Here is an 18,757-nt window from a genome sequence, read left to right on the forward strand (position 1 = left end):
AATCAGCTAAAAGCAGAAACAAGCTTTAATAAAGGCATGCCCGCAAAACAGAAAAAAGCTATGCGCAGTACAGATTACCTTGAAAAGATATTGAAATCATAGATTTTTTTCATGCTCTTGCCCTGCCTTTAAATACGCGTTTTTGGTGATGAAGTAGAATAAAAACAAACCATGCGCGAGGTAAACTCCCGCCTACAGGCGATGTAATACTGTTCTTTAAATTTGCGTAGACGGGGCTTTGTGTCGCGCAAATTTAAAAATAAAAACGACACTCACTCTGAATAGTTAAGATGGGTATCATCTTAATTCATGCGTTGCAGGGTTAGTGATAATTTTAATTGCGGCAGGGCTTATTTATTACTTTAGTGAATCTGAAATTGAAGCGTGGCTACATGCATGTCCGTGGGGGAAAGCTGCCTTTATTAATGATGGCTCAACTAGTGTACGAGCTGACGAGTGGCAGAACCGACCTGACTTAGCGCTTCTCGATGTTTATAATGCACTTTACAAGCCTTATATTAAAGTGGTTGCAAGCCACCTTGCCAAAACTATTTCAATTAGTTTATCGACTCCCGTTGCTGCGGTAAAAGAGGGAGTTGATACAAAGCTCTATTGGCGGGTCGTTAATCCAACTGATGCAAATATAATTGCACCTTATCGTGGTTATAATGTTGAAGCAGCTAAAAAATATGCAGAAATGATACAACGTAGAATGTCACGTTACACAAAGCATAGAGTATTTAAACAAATCCCCCTTAATTCCCCTATATTAGTAGATGCAATATGGATGCTTCAACCTGCTCGAACAGGCTGGCAAGCAGAAATAAATTACAATGCATTTTTGACTGAATTTGGTTTGCAGCCAGGCGACCAGGTAGAACTCAAACTAGAAGCTACCGTATACCCAAGTGGTAAAGGTCAATCAATCATTCAAGGATTTTCAAGCAAGTATGGCTTACCAATCGAATATTATAAGCAAGGAGAAGCACCAAGCTGGTACGAATTTAGCGATGACCGCAAATATAGCCACCGGATTGGCCAAGTCATTAGCCAAGCCATCATTCATTTATAAAGGGTAAATTATAAAAAAAAGCTAAGTTTTAATAAGTTGAGTTGTAAAAACAATACATAATGAAGTACAGCAATTAAAGGAGTAACAATGAGTAGTGATGATAAAAGCTCAGAGAAATCAAGCGAACTTGATGACTTAATTGATAACCTTATTAGTGATGAGGATCTTGAGCGCTATTTTGCTGAACAAAAAGACGGTTTAACTCATGAAGAACGGGAAAAAATTAAACGAGAAAATCGTATTAACGCGATTAACCAGTGGTGCGCTGAAAACCCAAACCGAGACCCTACAAGAGCAAAAGACAAAACCATCAAACAACTGGCGTTAGATGAAGAAGCGGTGGTGCGATTAGAAGAGTTTAGAAGAGATAACCCTGAAAAAGCAGCAGAAAATAAAAGGAGAGCTGAAAACAGAAGTAAATACCGTAAGGATAAACAAGCCTATAACGAGCAACTGCCAAGGGACTATTTACATAAAGATAGTTATGAGACGCGACTAAGAAAAGCGGAAACACTCAATGGCTGCGGGTTTAAAACCCGCACGTTTAAAAGTAAACGATTCACTGATGAATATGCAGCAGAGCTTAAGTCACCTAACCGTGGCTCAACACTTGAGGGGCACTGGGTTCGCGGAGATGGGCAACAACTTGCTATTTCATGGTTTGGCGGGTGGTCAAATCTATTTACTATTCTGGGTTTTGGTTGTACTAGCCTCGCTTTAATCGTTTTCTTTTTTCATATCATTGCGTTAATTGCGAATGGGTTTGAATATTTCTGGGTGATGGCCTCAATCTATATAACTCTTTTTTGTTTAGGAGTGTTTACGTTAAAACACCGTGCCATATTATCGCACCGAGATAAGTTTTATTTTAACCGCCATACAGGTTTAGTAAAAACCCCTCATACTTTGTTTAGAAAACCGTTTTATTTACCTTACGAAGACATTGTTTGTTTTGGTGCAAATGAGCGAAATGTAGGTTCAGCCCGTGGTGGTTCACGCGTGTTTGTGTCTCTCATGGTGCCGTTAAAGTACCCTAAACATTATCGCCTCACTAAACCAACATTTTACGTAGGTGGTTTTAACCGTGAATGGGATTCACTGCAATATGCCACAGCAATGACCTTTATGGATACCTCAATCCCGCTTGGGACACACTTATATCAATCAATAGAGCATTACTTCAAAATTGATAAAGATATAACAGAAAAACACGCCTTTCCTGAGGAGTTAAAACCTTATTTAGATCCAACCGATTGCCAAGTTAACCGTCAGGAAGTGTGGTAATTAGAGGATTCCTAGTATTTAAACAATGGAACAGCCTGAAAATATGCCATAAGGAAATAGAATATGCTTGAGCAGTATGCTGACACGGCTTACAGAGGTAAGCAAGATGCAAAATTTAGAAATGAAATCGCTAAAGATGAACGTGATTTAATGTTCTGCCGCTATCAAAGCAAACAGGCTCTGTATCCAAGAGGAAAAGTGTTCGGCCATTGTTTTGATAATAGCCAAAGAAGTTATTATAAGAGGAATATTACTGGAGAAGAAAGGTATGTTCGTTCAATTTTAGCTAAAGGGAAAAGTGATTTAGCTATGCCATTGGTTGGAAATGCTACAAATATGATTGGTTTTATAAACTTTACTTGGGCAATAATTCATTTATGTATTGTTATATTCTTGTTTGTTATGCCGTTATTTAGTTTAGCATTAGGGGCGGTTGATGTTGCGTTAGAATTTTTAGCGGGCCTGTCATTATGTTGGATAGTTTCTAAATTGATTAATTGGTTAATTTGGCCGTTTTTTAGGTTTAAATATAATCTAGCTGTTATTTTTAATCGTGCCACAGGAATGGTGGAGGTACCAACTAAAAACGCGAAAGATTTCGATATTTTCCCATTTGAAGAGTTTAATGCACATTATAGGGTGCAGCATAACCCTAAAAGCGGTTTTCCATACCGTGGCTTTACTTTGTTACATTATAAGCAAAGCATGCGATATGACCAAACATATAGTAATCAAATTACTTCTGCTTTTTTACACTGGGAATTACTACAAAACTTTATGGATGTTACTCAACCTTTAGCTGATATTCCGCAATTTGAATATTACCGTGAGTTTGATAAAACCACCGCTGAATTTGATAAAGCGAATGGCCGCCCTAAGTATTTTTGGTATCGTGTTGATAAATCATTTTTAAAGCAAATGAATCAAGCTGATGATTAGCTTCTAAAAGATTTTAATGATGAAGAGCAGCTTGATAACCTTTTGATGGGTAAACCTATTAAAAAGCTAACACCGCCGGATATATTTAAGTTTCCATGGAAATACGCAGATAACATAAAGGCGAGTGTGACATTAAGTTCGGTAAAACGTTGTGGCAAAAATTCACTTCATTTTTGATGGTAGATCTGTAGTTAAGTAACATAATAAAATTAAAGGAATTTAACCCAAGCAGTAAATAACTGCTTGGGTAGGCAAAAGGATATTCATGTCAATTTCATATAGATTTGCAAAACTAAATGCAAGAGTGATAGAAAATTCGCAGAACTTTAAACACTATATTTCCTCAAAAAAGTATGAGTTCACATCACCCAAAGGAATAATGATTCCCCGATTTTATTGAATAATAAAATTTAAATAACTACCTCAAATGTTTGATTAAACTGCTGTAAAGCGGCTTCAACGCGGGTGATGCCTAAGTCAAACTCAGCCCGGGTTGCTGGGCCGCCTAGGGTGAGGCGAACACCATTTGGATTATCTACTTTTAGGGCTGGAACTTCTGGGATAAAGGAATCTAGCGTCCTTACAATTACCTTATGCGCTTTTAATACGCTGCAAAACTCAAACATATTCTGCGACTGGGATAAGCGAATATATACATTTAAACTGGCAAACTGAGCATCTATCTCATAAGTTTGAAGCAGCTTTTTTATTTGTTCAATACGATAGCGTATCTCATCTGCTAGCTTAGTTTGATTATAAGTAAATTCGTTACTTTTAATGGCGCGCATTATTAACTCAAAATTCATTGAGGAAACCGCCCAACACTCACTATGAATTTGTTTTAAAATTGGTTGCTCCCAAAGTCGTGGAGGTAATAAGTAACCGGCTCGTAGTCCGCCTGCAAAATATTTTGAAAAGCTTGAAATATAAAAAACCCGATCCGGTGCTTGTTGCCACAATGGTAATCGCCAATACTCTGGCAAACAGTAATTTACGTCATCTTCAATAATGAAAAAATTATATCGGCGACTCAGCGCCAGTAGGGCATTTAAATTGTTACTGCTATAGCAAATATTGGTTGGATTTTGACAGTTTGGCGTGATGTAAACCGCTTTGATTGTACGCGACTTACACAATGCTTCAATTTGCGCAAGATCAATCCCGTCGCTATGCACGTTTACTTGTGCTAATGAAAGTTTAAGCGAATGACACGCATGGTAAAAACCGGGGTAACACATTGACTCTGCAATGACAGTATCGCCACTTTCACACAAGGTTGCTAACGTAGTGAATATTCCTTGCTGAGCACCTTGGGTAAATATCAACGGATGGTTTAAGCAATCAAAGCCCTTATCCGCTAGCCATTGTTTGAAAAAATGTTGATGTGAGGTAAGTCCATTGAGTTTATAAATCATCACATCTGTTAATGCACTTTGATCCTTTGACAGCGATTGCAGGGCATTGGTCATAACATGTTGTTGCCCCATCATCGGTTGCATGCTTGAAGCAAAGTCTGTGTCGCCCTCAAAATGACTTAACTCAATAACTTTACTTACAAAGGTACCAGCCCCTAGTTTTGCAGTAACCAACCCTCGTTGCTCAAGTAAAGCATATGCACGAGTTACCGTACCATGTGTAACACTTAGGCTGTCAGCGAGTAGTCGTTGGGCTGGTAATTTTTGCTCAAAACCCAGCATTTTGTTGTCGATAGCATGCTCAATCAAAGCGGCTAATGCGCGATATTTTGGCTGTGTTTTGCACAAACTACTAAATAGAGTGTGATCCGGTTTGTAAATTGTATTCATAACAATAAAAATATTGATGATTTTACATAAGTATGACAATTAATAGTTATTAAACAACTACAATATTGTATCAATACAATTAATTATTATGAATACAGCTACTGTTTTTGAGCTTGCTCCGGCTCTCATTTTATTTTGTTTTGCGGCGTCAATTACGCCTGGGCCTAATAATATTTTGCTTACTCACTCAGGCACACATTTTGGCGTGATCAAAACCCTACCGCACTTATTGGGTATTCGAGTAGGCATGACGATAATGCATTTGGCAATGCTACTAGGATTAGGGAAATTGTTTTTAATACAGCCAAAGCTGCATTTTTTTCTACAGCTTTGTGCCAGTGGTTATATTTTATATTTGGCATACAAGATAGCTAGTAGCTCTCAATTAAAAGGTGATAATGCTCAAGCAAGGCCTTTAAATTTTTTTCAAGGCATGCTTTTTCAGTTGATCAATCCTAAGTCATATGCAGTGTTAATGACACTTTGTACTGCACTGACTTTACCAGGAGGTGCCTATTGGCCTTCTGCAATTTTGGGCGTGATTATTTTTAACCTTGTCGCGGCTTGCTCAGGCTTGTTTTGGGTGAATTTTGGCAAATACATGCGCCAATTTCTAAATAAGCCAAATATCTTTAAACGTTTTAATTGGGTTATGTCACTGTTTCTTGCGGCATCAATTCCTTTAGTTTTTCTTTCCAATGCAAGCATTCAGTAGGGAAATAAAATGAAATTTACTCACCAATTGTCACCACAACAATTTACCCAAGCATTTGAGTTTTTATCTGAGCGAAGTTATTGGAGTCAAGGCATTAGTCGCGAACGGTTAGAAAAAGCGTTCGCACACTCGCTGTGCTTTGCATTAATTGAAAATAAACAGCTATTGGCATTTGCACGAGTGGTGACTGACCAAGCCACTTTTGCAAACTTACTGGATGTATTTGTGTTAGAGCCATTTAGAGGTCAAGGGCTGGGTAAAAAGCTGATGGATCATGTAATGAGTCACCCTGAATTGCAATCATTACGCCGTTTTACACTGGCAACAAAAGACGCTCATTCACTTTATCAACAATTTGGTTTTCAAAGCCAAGCAACCCCCTATCTCTCGATGGAAAAGTGTTTAGTTGGCGGGTACTCAACATTATTACAGCGGCAAAATTAAGTATGGATTGAACGCTTTAATGCGTGCAGTTAAATACTATTATTATTTTGCAGCTGAACTATTTATTCTCTATTTATAGCCGTTTTATTAAAAATGTGAGCACTTTAGAGAGTATCAATAAATAATACGGCCTATAAAAATAGGCCATATTATTATACCAATCGACTTAAATATTTAACCATTCTGGCGGGCTAAATAAAACGCTAACTGCGTTAATCATTTTTTATGTAGAGCAACAACATGTCAAAATTTCTGCCTTGTTATCACTGTATTTATCTGTCGTTATAAATGGTCAGCAACTTAACACTATTGGTATTATTGAGTTTTTTAGAGTCAGTTAATTAGTAAGATGCAACAATGCTTACGCCAGAAAATGCATTGTACCCTCTTAGTGTAATGTAATATTTACCGCCTTGTCCTGAGCCTAGGTTACAGCTTTCATTATTACCATTTGCATATGGACGGCAGTCATACACACTAGTTGTAGCTTGTGCGCCTTTACGAACATATAAATCAGCGTCGCCCGTACCTCCAGACATACTAATATTCAACGAAGCATTTGCTGGTACTTCAATGGTGTAGACAAGTTCTTGATTTCGTGCCCCAGAAAGCCCTGTAATTGGCACGCCATTTGTTAAGCAATTGCTGCCACAGCTAGTGCCACCGCCAATTGTGCCAGTTAAACTTACACCACTGTATTGGCTGTAGCCATTGAGCATTACCCACCAATCGCCAGCTTGTGGGTTAGTGAATGTGCAGTTTTCTGTGTTGCCATTTTTATATGGTCTACAGTTGTAGCTACTAGTTGAAGGTTTTTGCCCTACCTGTACATACATATCAACATCGCCTGAACCACCATTGGTATCAAATGATAGCGATTCAGAACCCGCAGGAACAACGAGCTTATAAAAAGTGTTTGTACCTTGAGCGCCTGATACGTTAACGCTTTGTCCATTGGTCAGTTCATTTTCTTCTGGGGGGACAATAATGCCACCTTCTAATGTATAAAGTAACTCATTCGGTGAGCCAGATTTCGCATCAGACACTTTGTTTTTAGTACTTCGTTGGCTGAGCATAGTATCGATTTGTGATGGGCTCAAAGAGGGCGTTTCATCAAGGTATAGTGCAACGGCACCAGCAACATGAGGCGAGGCCATTGAGGTGCCACTGATAGTATTTGTTGATGTATTTGAGTTATACCATGCTGATTTAATACTTGAACCAGGTGCGTAGATATCTAAGCAGTTACCATAGTTTGAAAAACTTGAACGACTATCGCTGCTAGTCGTTGAGCCAACAGTTATGGCGTTCGCTGCACGAGCTGGTGAATAATTGCAGGCATTACTGTTGTCATTACCCGCAGCTACTACAAAACTTATTCCTGCTGCTACGGCATTGTTTACTGCGTCATCAGTTGCTTGTGAGGCGCCACCGCCTAAACTCATATTTGCAACTGAAGGTCCCGTCGCGTTATTTTTAACCCAGTTAATACCTGCAATAACCCCTGAGTTTGAGCCTGAACCATTACAACCTAGTACGCGCACACCTACGATGTTGACATTTTTAGCAACCCCGTAAGTACCACCACCAATCGTGCCGGCAACATGCGTACCATGTCCATTACAGTCTGTTGCATCTGAGTCGTTATCTATAAAGTCATAACCGTGAGATGCGCGATTGCCGAATTCATTGTGGCTTATACGTACACCTGTATCAATGACATACGCAGTTACGCCAGACCCATCAAAATCATAATAGTAATTTGAATTGAGAGGGAGGTCTTGTTGATCTATGCGGTCTAAGCCCCAGATTGCATTTGGTTGATTTGCGTTTGTTTGTGCCAAAGGGTTAATCGACATCATTTGATCTTGTTCAATGTAGTCAATATTCGGATTGCTAAGCATTTGTTGAATTGTTTTATCTGACGCATTGACAACAACACCGTTTAAAATGCCGCCAAATTCCTGAGCCACATCGATGTTATATAGGTTACTTAAACTCGCTGATTGTGAACTGGCAAAGTCAGCTATTGCATCACTACTTTGAACATTTAAAACGGAGGGAGTTTTAAATACAACGATATATTTACCTTCAATCGCGCGGCTTGTGTCGACGGACATAAGTTCTGCCGCATGAGTTTGCACCGCTGATAAACTGACTAAAACAGCAAAACTTAGAGTACTTAATTTACGCATTGTTTAATCCTTTTTGGATAGTTATTGTTTGAAACGCACTCCAAAAGATAGCTTTAATTAGCAACAAGCAAATATTTTGTTAACTTTAATTTTACTTAAATGTAAAAATATGTAAACAAGTGTAACTGTTTTGGTTTTTTGTAGCCTTATTATGAATCTAACACTTGCTTGCTTTTTAGTGCAATTATTTGAATTTAAGTGTTTTTAATATTGAGCGTATTGTTATTTTTGGCAGGATTATTTTTGAGGATTATTCAAAAGTACTGCGCCACTTTGGGTATCGCCTAAGTAATCGTCTTTATTGTAAATCGGGCACTTTGTCATTGACAGGCAACCGCAGCCTATGCAGCCGTCGACTCTGTCGCGTAGGCGCTGCATAAAAGCAATACGTTCATCAAGTTGTGCTTGCCAGTTTTTTGATAATGCTGACCAATCTTCTTTAGTAGGGGTACGTTTATCAGGTAAAGTGGCGAGGGTTTGTTTGATTTCTTCAAGAGTAATGCCCATTGCTTGCGCTGCTTTGATGACCGCCACACGGCGCAGTACATCAGGCTTATAACGGCGTTGGTTGCCGTTGTTCCGCCAGCTGCGGATCAAGCCTTTGGTTTCGTAAAAGTGTAGTGCGGAGACTTTTACGCCGCTGCGTTTAGCTACAAAGCCCACAGTTAAATTAGCTTCAACAAGCTTTTTTTGTTGATCGGTCATAGTTCTCTTCTTTTTTATTAAAAATCAATTTTTAAGGTTGACCTCAATCTTACTTGAGGTTTCATGCTCTTTGCAACCATAAAAAAGGAGAAATAAAATGCAAGAAAAATCAATGCATAACACCGCCATTATTTATTCAAGTGGCCGTAAAAACGGTAATACTACGGCGCAAGTTAATGCCTATAGTAAGCAACAAAGCGGCATTGTTTTTTGCTTAGATGATTATGTTATTTCACCTTATCGCTACGATAAGCAGTATCACAATGATGATTTTTATAATTTGTTTGAAGTGTTACTTCGCTACGAACATTGGGTGTTCGCATCGCCTGTGTACTGGTATAACACCACGCCACAAATGAAAGCATTTATGGATAGGATCACAGATTACATGGATGACGAGGCGTTAAAACCGAAGCTTAGAACTTTACGTCAAAAACAGTTTTCACTATTGTCTAATGCCTCATCTGCCTCTGCGCCAGACGCCTTTATAGACATGTTTAAACAAACCTTTAATTATTTAGGAATGACTTTTACAGCTCATTCACATGTACAGGCTGGTTAAATACGGGTAGGCTAAACAAAAAAGGATGATTTATGAAAACTTCACTTTTAGGCTTTGGCCTTCTTGCAACTAGCTTAACAACGATCGCTGCTGAGCCAACTCCTGTTGTCAATGACTTTGGTTATTTTTACAATGTACCAGCTCATGTATCAGACTTAAGCCAAGCGCAGTTTAAAATTGCCTTTGATGTGGGGGATGGTGCAAAACATGGCGAGCAAAATAACCCTATTAATTCGTTAGCGCGCTTTATTAATATGCATGTTGCCCATGGGGTAAAGCCGGAAAACATCCAACTGGCCTTAGTCGTACACGGTAGCGCGAGCGTTGATATGCTGGAAAACAGCGTTTACAAAAGCCGCTTTGATGTTGATAATAAAAATCAGTCTTTGATCACCCAGCTACTTGCTAATAATACGGTTGTTTATGTGTGCGGGCAGTCGGCAATGCATATGAAGGTAGCAGCAGAGCAGCTTATCCCAGGGGTGAAAATGGCGCTTTCTGCAATGACCGCTCATGCGCAGTTACAGCAACAAGGCTACACGCTGAATCCATTTTAAAATGAATATTTTGTGTTTTGGTGATTCGAATACCTTTGGTATTTCTCCTGTTGATGGGAAACGGCTGAGCGAAACTGAACGCTGGCCTACTTTATTAAAGCAGCAGTTGGGCACAGGCTTTGAAGTGATTGAAGCAGGGGAACCTAATCGTACTTTAGTCAATAATCCCCCGTTTATGGGGGATAAATCGGGCATTAAGTATTTAAAACCGTATTTGGAAGCGCATACTGTTGATGTTGTTATTATTCAACTCGGTACTAATGATTTAAAAGCGCGCTTTGACTTAACACCAGAGCAAATTGCAGGTGGGTTAGACTCTTTTATAACTGCTATTAAGCTGTTTTATCAACAATCAATGATACCTGTACCAAGCATTGTGGTTATCTCTGTTGCAAACGTAATTGCGAACGGCGCTTATAAAAAAATCTATGCGGGGGCAGAGCATAAAGTTATGCATCTTGCTGCTTGGTGTAAAAAAGTGACCAACAAGCATAACTGCATATTGGTTGATGCCTTCTTGTTTATTAAGCCTTGTCAGTATGAGGGGGTGCACTGGCCATCTTGTGAACATAAAAAGCTCGCAGATAATTTATATCAGCATATTTTAGAGCAAAGAACGTGATACTTCTTTATATGACTTGCCAACTTTTACAATCGTACCTGAAATTAGCTCAATATAGTCATTACTAACCGCAACAACCTTATTTTTATTGATTAAAAATGATTTATGAGTTTGCAAAAATGGGCCATCAAGTTGTACTGAGAGCCGCTTAAGTGTGCTTGTTGCAAGTATCACTTGGTCAGCTAGGTGAACTCTTACATAGTTTCCATATGCCTCAATGTATTCAATACTATCTAAGTTGACCTTACGTTTTTCACGGTCAACTTTAAGAATGATGCTTGATTGCGGCTGTGTTGAAAACTGACTCTCACGAATTATAACTTTGTTGAGTGCTTGCTCAAGCCTTTGTGCCGATACGGGTTTTAGCAAATAATCAGTTACATTGAGTTCAAAGCCTTCAAAGGCATACTCTTGATAAGCACTGACTATAATTACTTGCGGTGGTTTAGCGAGCGCTTTGAGTAACTCTAACCCCGATAACTCTGGCATATTGATGTCTAAAAAGACTAAATCGACGTCTAACTTTGCCAAGTCATATAAAGCATCTTTTGCGCTATAGTATTGGCCAACAATATTAATTGTAGGGTGAGCTGCTAAGTGGTGCTGAATTACAAGGTGTGCGAGTGGCTCATCATCGATTATCAATGCGTTTAACATGATGAAAGCTCCAAAGTGAGTGTAGTTTGCCAAATATTATGTTGACTATTTGTAATCAGAGAATAGCTATTTGGGTACAGAAGTTCCAGTCTTCGCATTCAATTGCTCAGTCCCATGCCAGAATCATCTTGTTGTTTTTGTTATTCTTGTTGTTTTTGTTGTTTTTGTTGGTGGATGGTGTTTGCGCAATACAGCGTTAGTGTATTGCTACTGACTGTGAGTTCAAAGGTTATTTCTGTTTGCTGTGATGTTGGCTCTACACCATGTTTAATAGCATTTTCTAATATAATAATGAGTAGCAGTGGGGCTATTTTTAATTTACCAGGGTTACTTGGCCAAACAAGGTTAAATTGGCACTTGTCACCACTTCTGATCTGCTGTAATTCGATAAAGTCTTTAAGATAATTAATTTCTTGGGTTAAGAAAACCTGTTGTTTTTGACCTTCGTAGACCGTGTATCGAAGTAAATTGGCAAGTTGCATCACCAACTGCGGTGCATTATCTGATTTAGTGAGTGTTAATGCATATAAGTTATTTAGTGTGTTGAATAAAAAGTGCGGGTTAATTTGTTGTTGTAGTAACGTCAGTTCTGTTTCAGTTTGCTGCTTGGCAATCACATTTAATTTATTATGCTGCTGTTGGCGTTCAAAGGCTAAAATAATTGGCGTGCTAACGCTAAGAAAGAAAAACATAAACTGGTAGTTATACTTACTAAAAAGGCTTCGAGTTCCACTTGGTGTTAAATTTACAACCTCTGTAGGCAGATCATTGATGGGCAGTAAAAGCACACCCGCAGTGAGGGTGGGTGTAAGCAAAGCAATAAAAATTAAACATGCAGCGAGAAAAGTAAACACACCATGGTTTGTTAATATTTGGCGGATCAATATGTATCGGTTAAATAAGTACAAACAAAAAATGATAGCTGTGTATACGCTTAGCTGCCAAAAGTAAGTTAGGAATTGATTAAATTGGGTAAATACTTTGCTTATGTCAAGGATCAGGTCTAAAGGTTGATTTAGCATCGGGTTTGTATGCGTATTAAGTACGCCAGCCATAATTAAAGACCACGATACTAATACTAAAATAACCATATTATCGAAAGATGTTAATGAGTTAAACCACTTTGAAGTTAATGAGTTTTGTGCGCTACTAACTCGCTTTAACATTAGCCAAATAAGACTCGCGAATGCAGAGAGTATCCAGCATTGTGCGTCGAGGTATTGCCAATTAGCAAACGCAGAAGACATTATATTTAACAGGTAGACAAGAGAAGGATACGCAACAAAGCCTAATAGCCACACTACAACTGAGCGTTTAAGTGGCAATTTAAATGCTAAAGCGTGAGCAGCTAAAAAAGGCAAGCACTCTAAAAATAGTTGCCCATTAATTAGCGTGTAGAGCTCGGCTGAGTCTTGCTTCAATGATAGATAGCGAATGTGTGCTTCTAGCATTATTGCAGCAATAACGGGTAGTAAAACAACCACATAATGTAAGTTTAATCGTTGCCACCGCGCTGAAATAGCTGCCTGCATACTACACTCCATGTTCATCGTGCTTAATGATATGTTTTATTAAGTTTAAATGAATTACTTCACTTAGTTCAGCAAAATAATGATCAAAGGTCGTTTTTTAATGACAACTGCAAAATACTTGCTTTCATCCTTTAATTCAATGTGTTGATCATTGCTATGTAGCTTATTGTGCGGTGGTTTCTTAATGTGATTATTAATCAATTAAGGAACATAACGATGCTAACACTTACAAATATTAATAAAAAATATGCAGATGGTACCCAAGCATTAAGTGATATATCTATTACTTTACCAACCGGTATGGTGGGATTACTTGGGCCAAATGGGGCGGGTAAATCAAGCTTAATGCGCACGCTTGCGTGTTTGCAAAGCGTTGATACTGGTCAGGTGAACTTTGACGGTTTAGATGTGTTGCAACACCCTGATGAGATGCGCAAGCAGCTTGGCTATTTACCGCAACAGTTTGGTGTTTATCCAAATATGAGTTGTATTGCTTTGCTAGAGCATATCGCAATTTTAAAGGGCCTCAATAAAAAAGACCGACAGCAGCAAATAAGTGAGCTCTTGGCGCTATTAAATTTATCTCAGTTTGCAAACAAAAAGGTGAGCCACTTTTCTGGTGGGATGAAACAACGCTTTGGTATTGCTCAAGCGTTGCTAGGCTCCCCTAAGCTGATTATTCTAGATGAACCAACCGCAGGGCTTGACCCTGCAGAGCGTGAAAGTCTCAACAATTTACTCGTAACTATTAGTAAGCCGCGCTTGGTGTTGTTATCTACCCATATTGTTGAAGATATAGAAAATCAGTGTCATTTTGTCGCGATGATCAATCAAGGTCGGTTAATTCAAAGTGGTGAAGTGGCAGCACTCATTAAGCCATTGCATGGTTGTGTATGGCTACTGGAGAGCCTTCCTAGTGTGTTACCGCAAGAGAGCTTTGTATTAAGCCAAAGTTATCGATACGGCAAGCCTTCATTTCGAGTTTATGCCACTACTGCTCCCGCTGAGCGTGCAAGACCTGGCGAAGTGACGCTGCAAGATAGCTATTTTTATGAGTTGAAATTGCGAGGTAGTAACACATGCTACTGATCAACGAACTACGTTATGTACTTCGCCAGCCTTTGCTTTGGCTTTGCTTTGTAACTGCCCCTTTATTTGCGTTTACATTGTCATCAGGTTTAGCCGTCGAAGGCAGCGACGCTATAAATCAATTTAAATTACATCTAGTTGCACTGCAAATGATACAACTAGCTTTACTTACAGGTGCGCTTGCACCGCCACTTTTTTTACGTGATCAAATACACAATATGCAAGAGCTGGTGGCAGTGACACCTATCACGTTTAAACAAAGCGCATTGCTACGTGTGGGGACGTTGGTGTTGTGTGTGTTTGTGATTGTGCTTATCAGTATGCTAGTAATGATGGTTATGCAAGTACACAGCAAAGGGTTTGACTGGCAAATCATTAATCAACTGGCTGTTAATAGTCTTTTTGTGCTGCTTCCTAATAGTTGTTTGCTTGGTGTAATTGCATTCTGGTTTTGTCAAAAATTCAGCAGCCCTCTGGTGAACTATGTTGTATTTGCAGTTTTATGGATTGGCTACTTACTGCTTGCAAGTGTCACGGGTAATCCCATATTGGCGGGAAGTAGTATTATCAGTGAAACTAGTTATCAACTGTTTATATGGTTAGATCCTTTCGCATACACTGCAATTATAGGTAGCTTTGTTGAGCCTCAGGGCTGGGTTATAGCCATTAATCGGGTGCTGATACTGTTACTCACAACCGCTATCTACTTTAGTACGGCGGCTGCGAGTAATGTGTTTAACTCGTTCAATAAGCGGGTAAAAAATGCAGTGAGTAATCTACAACCCGTTATAGTAGCAAGTGCTTCGTACCAACCTGTGGCTGCAAAAAACCATGAACTGCCGATATTTATCGCATGCTATAAAGTAGCGCTTTTCAATGTTTTAAAGCATCCAATAACACTGTTAATTTTATTAGCTTGGCCAGCCATGGTGTTTAATAATGTAGCCTCTTCTTCTGCTTATGCTGAGCCGCTAAGTGTAATAAATGCAACCAGTATCGATGCAGTTAGTCACTATGCTTTTGATATGCAAATACTGTTTGGGTGTTTGCTGATGGTGCTTTGGAGCTGGCAAATCAGTTGCTATGCACGGCGCTTTAACATGGCTGAGCTAATTGCTGCTACGCCGATCAAAACGGCCACTATTTTATATAGTCAATTATTGGTATTGGCTACTCTGGTTATTATTTTTTCAACGATGAGCTTTGTTGGTGCTTCTTTGTCACAATGGTTTATTCATAGCCAATATGACGCGTACGATCATGTATATGTTCTGTGTTTAACGGCACTGCCCCTAATGATGATTACATGGGTAACGGTGTGTGTGTTTAATTTGTGTCGTTCAATACTGATTTCAGGGCTGGTTGTTTTTGTAATGCTAATACTCAAATTTACACCAGTTATGACTTATTTAGGATTCACACACACATTTTGGAGCCTAGCTTGGACGCCATTGCAGCCACCGAGTGAATTTTGGGATTATCGGGCCAGTATTAGCAGTTATTGGCCTTATATACAGGTGTGGTTGTTTGCCTGTGTAAGTTTTATATTGCTAACGTGCGTATTTAGTCACCGCGGTGCAGGGCTTGATAGGCGTGCGGTTGTACGAAAAGATGCATGGCTAATAATGCCTGTGTTGCTCTGTGTTGGTTTATTTGTGCAATTACACCTACGTTTAGTTGATGAAAAGCCCCTTACCAATTCACATAAACGTGAGGCCTTTAAAGCGGATTATGAAAAAACCTTTGCAGGCTGGCAGCATAAGTTGCAACCTCAGGTTAGTCATATTGATGCAAAAATTGATTTTTACCCGCATCAACAGTTAGCAAAGTTTGATCTGGCTTACACCTTAAAAAACTCTCATCCAATGGCCATTAAGCAAATTTTAGTCGGCAGAGCTGGGTTTTATAAGTGGGCGAAGGTGAAGATTAAAGGTGCGACCCAAATCGCTTTTTATCCTGACTTAAATCAGGCTGTATATGAGTTTGACGTTGCAATAAAACCACATGAAACACGACAATTAACAACACAATTTGAAGTACATCAAGCGAAATTGTGGCCTGCTGGTGGACATCAAATAATTACGCCTGAATTTAGTTATATTCGAGCAGTTCCGGTGCTGCCAACCATTGGCTATCAAATCAACTATGAGTTAACAGATACAAGCTTACGAGCTCAATATGGTTTGCAACAAAAGCCTCGCCCTTTAGCTTCAGCGTTACTTACTAAAGGGCAAAATAGACCAGCACACTATGAGCGTATAACGATGTCGAGCACAGTATCAACGGCAACGGGGTACCAAGTTGTGACACAGGGCAAGCAAATTACGCATCAACGTGAACAGGGTCGTGAAATATTTAAGTTTAAAACAGTGTCTGCAATTAATAACTTACCAGCTTGGCTGTCAGTGCCTTTTAATGCTGAAACTAAAAAACATGATGGTGTTACTTTACAAGTATTTGCAAAAAAACAAGAGCCGATTGAGCGTTCAGATGCAATTGCCGTTAACTTTCAAGCAATGATGGACACACTTGATTGGTTTAAAAATAATATTGTTGCGTATAAAGCCAAGCAATTAAGCTTAATTGCAGCTCCCCCATTTGGTGGCACTGGGTATGCTTTACCACAAATTATATTAATTGAGGATAAAGTTGGGTTTAGGGCTCGTCCAAGCGTTGGCGCTGACTTTGATCAGCGTTATCGCCGTGCAGTGCATGAAACCGCGCATCAGTGGTTTGGCCATGATATAGGTAATAGTGTGCCTGCAGATAGTGCCTTTTTAATGGAATCGATGGCTAAATATATCGAATTAGTCGTGTTAGAAAAACGCTACGGTAAAACCGCCATGAACGCATTAGTTGATTATGAAACAAAGCGTTATGAGCAGGCATCGCGCATGGATATTACCGCTCAAATGGCGTTGATTGATTCAACAAAAAATTATGATCAATACTCAAAAGCCACCATCGTGTTTGCAAAACTAAGGGCTAAAGTAGGCGATGAAGCGATAACTAGTGCACTTAAGTCAGTATGGCAAGAGTATGCTTATCCAAATCGGCCTGCGACAGCAATGGATTTTATTCGAGCATTGAAACAGCAGGTTGAGGAGCAGCATATTGCATTTATCAATTCGCTGTTTTTAGACGTTTTAGTGAACTAAACGCCACAATTTATAAACCGTGGCTTGATTTTTATGCTTTGTTTAGTCGCTGGTAAAATGTGCGTAGTTTAAATACTCGTGATTATTAAATAACCCGCTTTGTATTTTAATATTACTTAAAGCCACGTATAATACGCGGCTTATTTTTAGTGTCTGTATGGTGTTTTTTGAAGTCGATATTCAAACAATATGGTGTGGTATTCATCTTGTTAAGCTTATTAACGGGCTTAATAGGCGCATTTGTTAATCCACTAATGAGTTTGTTTATTGTTGAAGGCTTACAAAGTCCACCTATATATTTGGGTGTGTACACTACCGGTGTCACTTTGATGGGCATTCTCTTTAGCCAATGGTTAGGTGGATTGGCCGATAAGGGTGTGAGCGCTAAAAAGATGTTTATGATTGCGGTCTCTGGCATGGGGATGGCCTTAGTCGTATTTGCCAACGCAACATCTTTTTGGCAGGTGTTTGCAGCCGGAGTACTCTTGCTCTCGATGGGCAATGCTGCGATACCGCAAGTTATGACCATTGCTCGCCAGTGGGCTGATGAGCAAGAGCATATTGATATCACCAAGTTTAATACTCGTCTTAGAGCGGCAATTTCATTTGCATGGGTCGCAGGCCCGCCGCTTGGCTATTTACTTGCATCAGGAGTTGCCTTTAGTCACTCATTTTATACCGCAGCTACGTTTGCGTTGTTGGCATTAATTTTTGCAATGAAGTTTTTGCCCAGTGTTAATGCTAACGACAGAGCTAAAAAAGCGGAGCCAAATCAGCCGATCAATCAATCATTTTGGGCCTTAGGGGCTGCTATAACCTTTGGTTCAATTGGCAATATTATGTACGCCAGTGCCTTACCGCTTTATACAATAAATGAACTGGGCTTTGCTAATAATATGCCTGGAATATTTATGGGCATGGTGGCATTAATTGAAATACCTGTGATGTTGTATAGCGCAAAGCTCAGTAAACGCATCACTAAAACAGCCTTGTTAGGTTTTGCTTTTAGTTGCGCTATTTTGTTCTATATTGGCGTGTTTTTTGCCGATCAAGTATGGCAATTCTTTGTACTGCAAGGTGTAAATGCTATTTTTTATGGGATCTTTGCGGGTATCGGCCTGACTATTTTACAAGAGCAGCTACCATCACGAATTGGTTTTACCTCTGCTTTTTATGGCAATGCCATTAAAGTAGGGGTCATGCTTGGCACTGCCAGTACCGGTTTAATTGCACAGTGGTTTAGTTTTCGTTTTGCCACGCTAGGCTCGCTTATTGCGGCAAGCATTGCTATGACTTTTTTAATAATATTTAGTTATTTAAAGCGCCAAGAGAGCGAGTCGCAAGAGCCGATTTTTGCTCAAAACGTGATTTAAAAAAGCCGCAGTGTATTAACCACCACGGCTTTGGGTATTGATCCAGGG

At 39.4% G+C, this 18,757-nt stretch carries 16 protein-coding genes; 11 read left to right on the forward strand and 5 right to left on the reverse strand.

Annotation, left to right across the window (positions count from 1 at the left end):
• The first annotated feature begins 325 nt into the window (after positions 1–325).
• The 3 genes from H5203_RS01645 (at position 326) to H5203_RS01655 (ending at position 3,295) form a co-directional block, all read left to right on the forward strand.
• The gene (locus H5203_RS01645) at positions 326–1,072 is read left to right on the forward strand and encodes a hypothetical protein (RefSeq protein ID WP_182819266.1); all 747 of its coding nucleotides are present in this window, start codon (positions 326–328) and stop codon (positions 1,070–1,072) included.
• 87 nt (positions 1,073–1,159) lie between these two features.
• On the forward strand, positions 1,160–2,356 hold the full coding sequence (locus tag H5203_RS01650; protein ID WP_182819267.1) for a hypothetical protein: 1,197 nt from the start codon (positions 1,160–1,162) through the stop codon (positions 2,354–2,356).
• Between the two features lie 63 nt (positions 2,357–2,419).
• Positions 2,420–3,295 carry a hypothetical protein gene (locus H5203_RS01655; protein ID WP_182819268.1) on the forward strand — a complete coding sequence of 292 codons (876 nt, stop codon included), beginning with the start codon at positions 2,420–2,422 and terminating at the stop codon, positions 3,293–3,295.
• Positions 3,296–3,705: 410 nt separating this feature from the next.
• Here H5203_RS01655 and H5203_RS01660 read toward each other — a convergent pair whose 3' ends face one another.
• The gene (locus tag H5203_RS01660; RefSeq protein ID WP_182730818.1) at positions 3,706–5,100 is read right to left on the reverse strand and encodes a PLP-dependent aminotransferase family protein; all 1,395 of its coding nucleotides are present in this window, start codon (positions 5,098–5,100) and stop codon (positions 3,706–3,708) included.
• An 88-nt stretch (positions 5,101–5,188) separates the two neighbouring features.
• Here H5203_RS01660 and H5203_RS01665 point away from each other — a divergent pair, with 88 nt between their 5' ends.
• The gene (locus tag H5203_RS01665; RefSeq protein WP_145234560.1) at positions 5,189–5,815 is read left to right on the forward strand and encodes a LysE family translocator; all 627 of its coding nucleotides are present in this window, start codon (positions 5,189–5,191) and stop codon (positions 5,813–5,815) included.
• 9 nt (positions 5,816–5,824) lie between these two features.
• Complete coding sequence (locus H5203_RS01670) at positions 5,825–6,259, forward strand: GNAT family N-acetyltransferase (protein WP_182819269.1); 435 nt, start codon at positions 5,825–5,827, stop codon at positions 6,257–6,259.
• 341 nt (positions 6,260–6,600) lie between these two features.
• On the opposite strand, the gene H5203_RS01675 is transcribed toward H5203_RS01670, so the two are convergent.
• On the reverse strand, positions 6,601–8,454 hold the full coding sequence (locus tag H5203_RS01675) for a S8 family serine peptidase (RefSeq protein ID WP_145234556.1): 1,854 nt from the start codon (positions 8,452–8,454) through the stop codon (positions 6,601–6,603).
• 237 nt (positions 8,455–8,691) lie between these two features.
• Complete coding sequence (soxR, locus tag H5203_RS01680; RefSeq protein ID WP_145234554.1) at positions 8,692–9,159, reverse strand: redox-sensitive transcriptional activator SoxR; 468 nt, start codon at positions 9,157–9,159, stop codon at positions 8,692–8,694.
• A 97-nt stretch (positions 9,160–9,256) separates the two neighbouring features.
• Between soxR and H5203_RS01685 the strand changes: the two genes are divergently transcribed.
• Genes H5203_RS01685 through H5203_RS01695 form a run of 3 tightly spaced genes read left to right on the forward strand, consistent with a single transcriptional unit; the run spans position 9,257 to position 10,900 of the window.
• Positions 9,257–9,721: an NAD(P)H-dependent oxidoreductase gene (locus H5203_RS01685; protein WP_182819270.1), complete on the forward strand. Its 465-nt coding sequence runs from the start codon at positions 9,257–9,259 to the stop codon at positions 9,719–9,721.
• Positions 9,722–9,753: 32 nt separating this feature from the next.
• Positions 9,754–10,278 carry a DsrE family protein gene (locus tag H5203_RS01690; RefSeq protein WP_182819271.1) on the forward strand — a complete coding sequence of 175 codons (525 nt, stop codon included), beginning with the start codon at positions 9,754–9,756 and terminating at the stop codon, positions 10,276–10,278.
• A 1-nt stretch (position 10,279) separates the two neighbouring features.
• Positions 10,280–10,900 carry a GDSL-type esterase/lipase family protein gene (locus H5203_RS01695; RefSeq protein WP_182819272.1) on the forward strand — a complete coding sequence of 207 codons (621 nt, stop codon included), beginning with the start codon at positions 10,280–10,282 and terminating at the stop codon, positions 10,898–10,900.
• Here H5203_RS01695 and H5203_RS01700 read toward each other — a convergent pair.
• Positions 10,883–11,557: a LytTR family DNA-binding domain-containing protein gene (locus H5203_RS01700; RefSeq protein WP_182819273.1), complete on the reverse strand. Its 675-nt coding sequence runs from the start codon at positions 11,555–11,557 to the stop codon at positions 10,883–10,885. The genes H5203_RS01695 and H5203_RS01700 overlap by 18 nt on opposite strands.
• 140 nt (positions 11,558–11,697) lie before the next feature.
• The gene (locus tag H5203_RS01705) at positions 11,698–13,089 is read right to left on the reverse strand and encodes a sensor histidine kinase (protein WP_259401891.1); all 1,392 of its coding nucleotides are present in this window, start codon (positions 13,087–13,089) and stop codon (positions 11,698–11,700) included.
• A 216-nt stretch (positions 13,090–13,305) separates the two neighbouring features.
• On the opposite strand from H5203_RS01705, the gene H5203_RS01710 reads away from it, so the two are divergent.
• From H5203_RS01710 to H5203_RS01720, 3 genes are all read left to right on the forward strand, one after another.
• A complete protein-coding gene (locus tag H5203_RS01710) occupies positions 13,306–14,178 on the forward strand; it encodes an ABC transporter ATP-binding protein (protein WP_182819274.1) in 873 nt (290 codons plus the stop codon).
• Complete coding sequence (locus H5203_RS01715) at positions 14,169–17,336, forward strand: M1 family aminopeptidase (protein WP_182819275.1); 3,168 nt, start codon at positions 14,169–14,171, stop codon at positions 17,334–17,336. Before H5203_RS01710 ends, H5203_RS01715 begins: the two co-directional genes overlap by 10 nt.
• A gap of 167 nt (positions 17,337–17,503) precedes the next feature.
• On the forward strand, positions 17,504–18,709 hold the full coding sequence (locus H5203_RS01720) for a sugar efflux transporter (protein ID WP_220495275.1): 1,206 nt from the start codon (positions 17,504–17,506) through the stop codon (positions 18,707–18,709).
• Positions 18,710–18,757 lie beyond the last annotated feature (48 nt).

This window comes from Pseudoalteromonas sp. SG41-1 (assembly GCF_014164575.1).
GTDB lineage: Bacteria > Pseudomonadota > Gammaproteobacteria > Enterobacterales > Alteromonadaceae > Pseudoalteromonas > Pseudoalteromonas rhizosphaerae.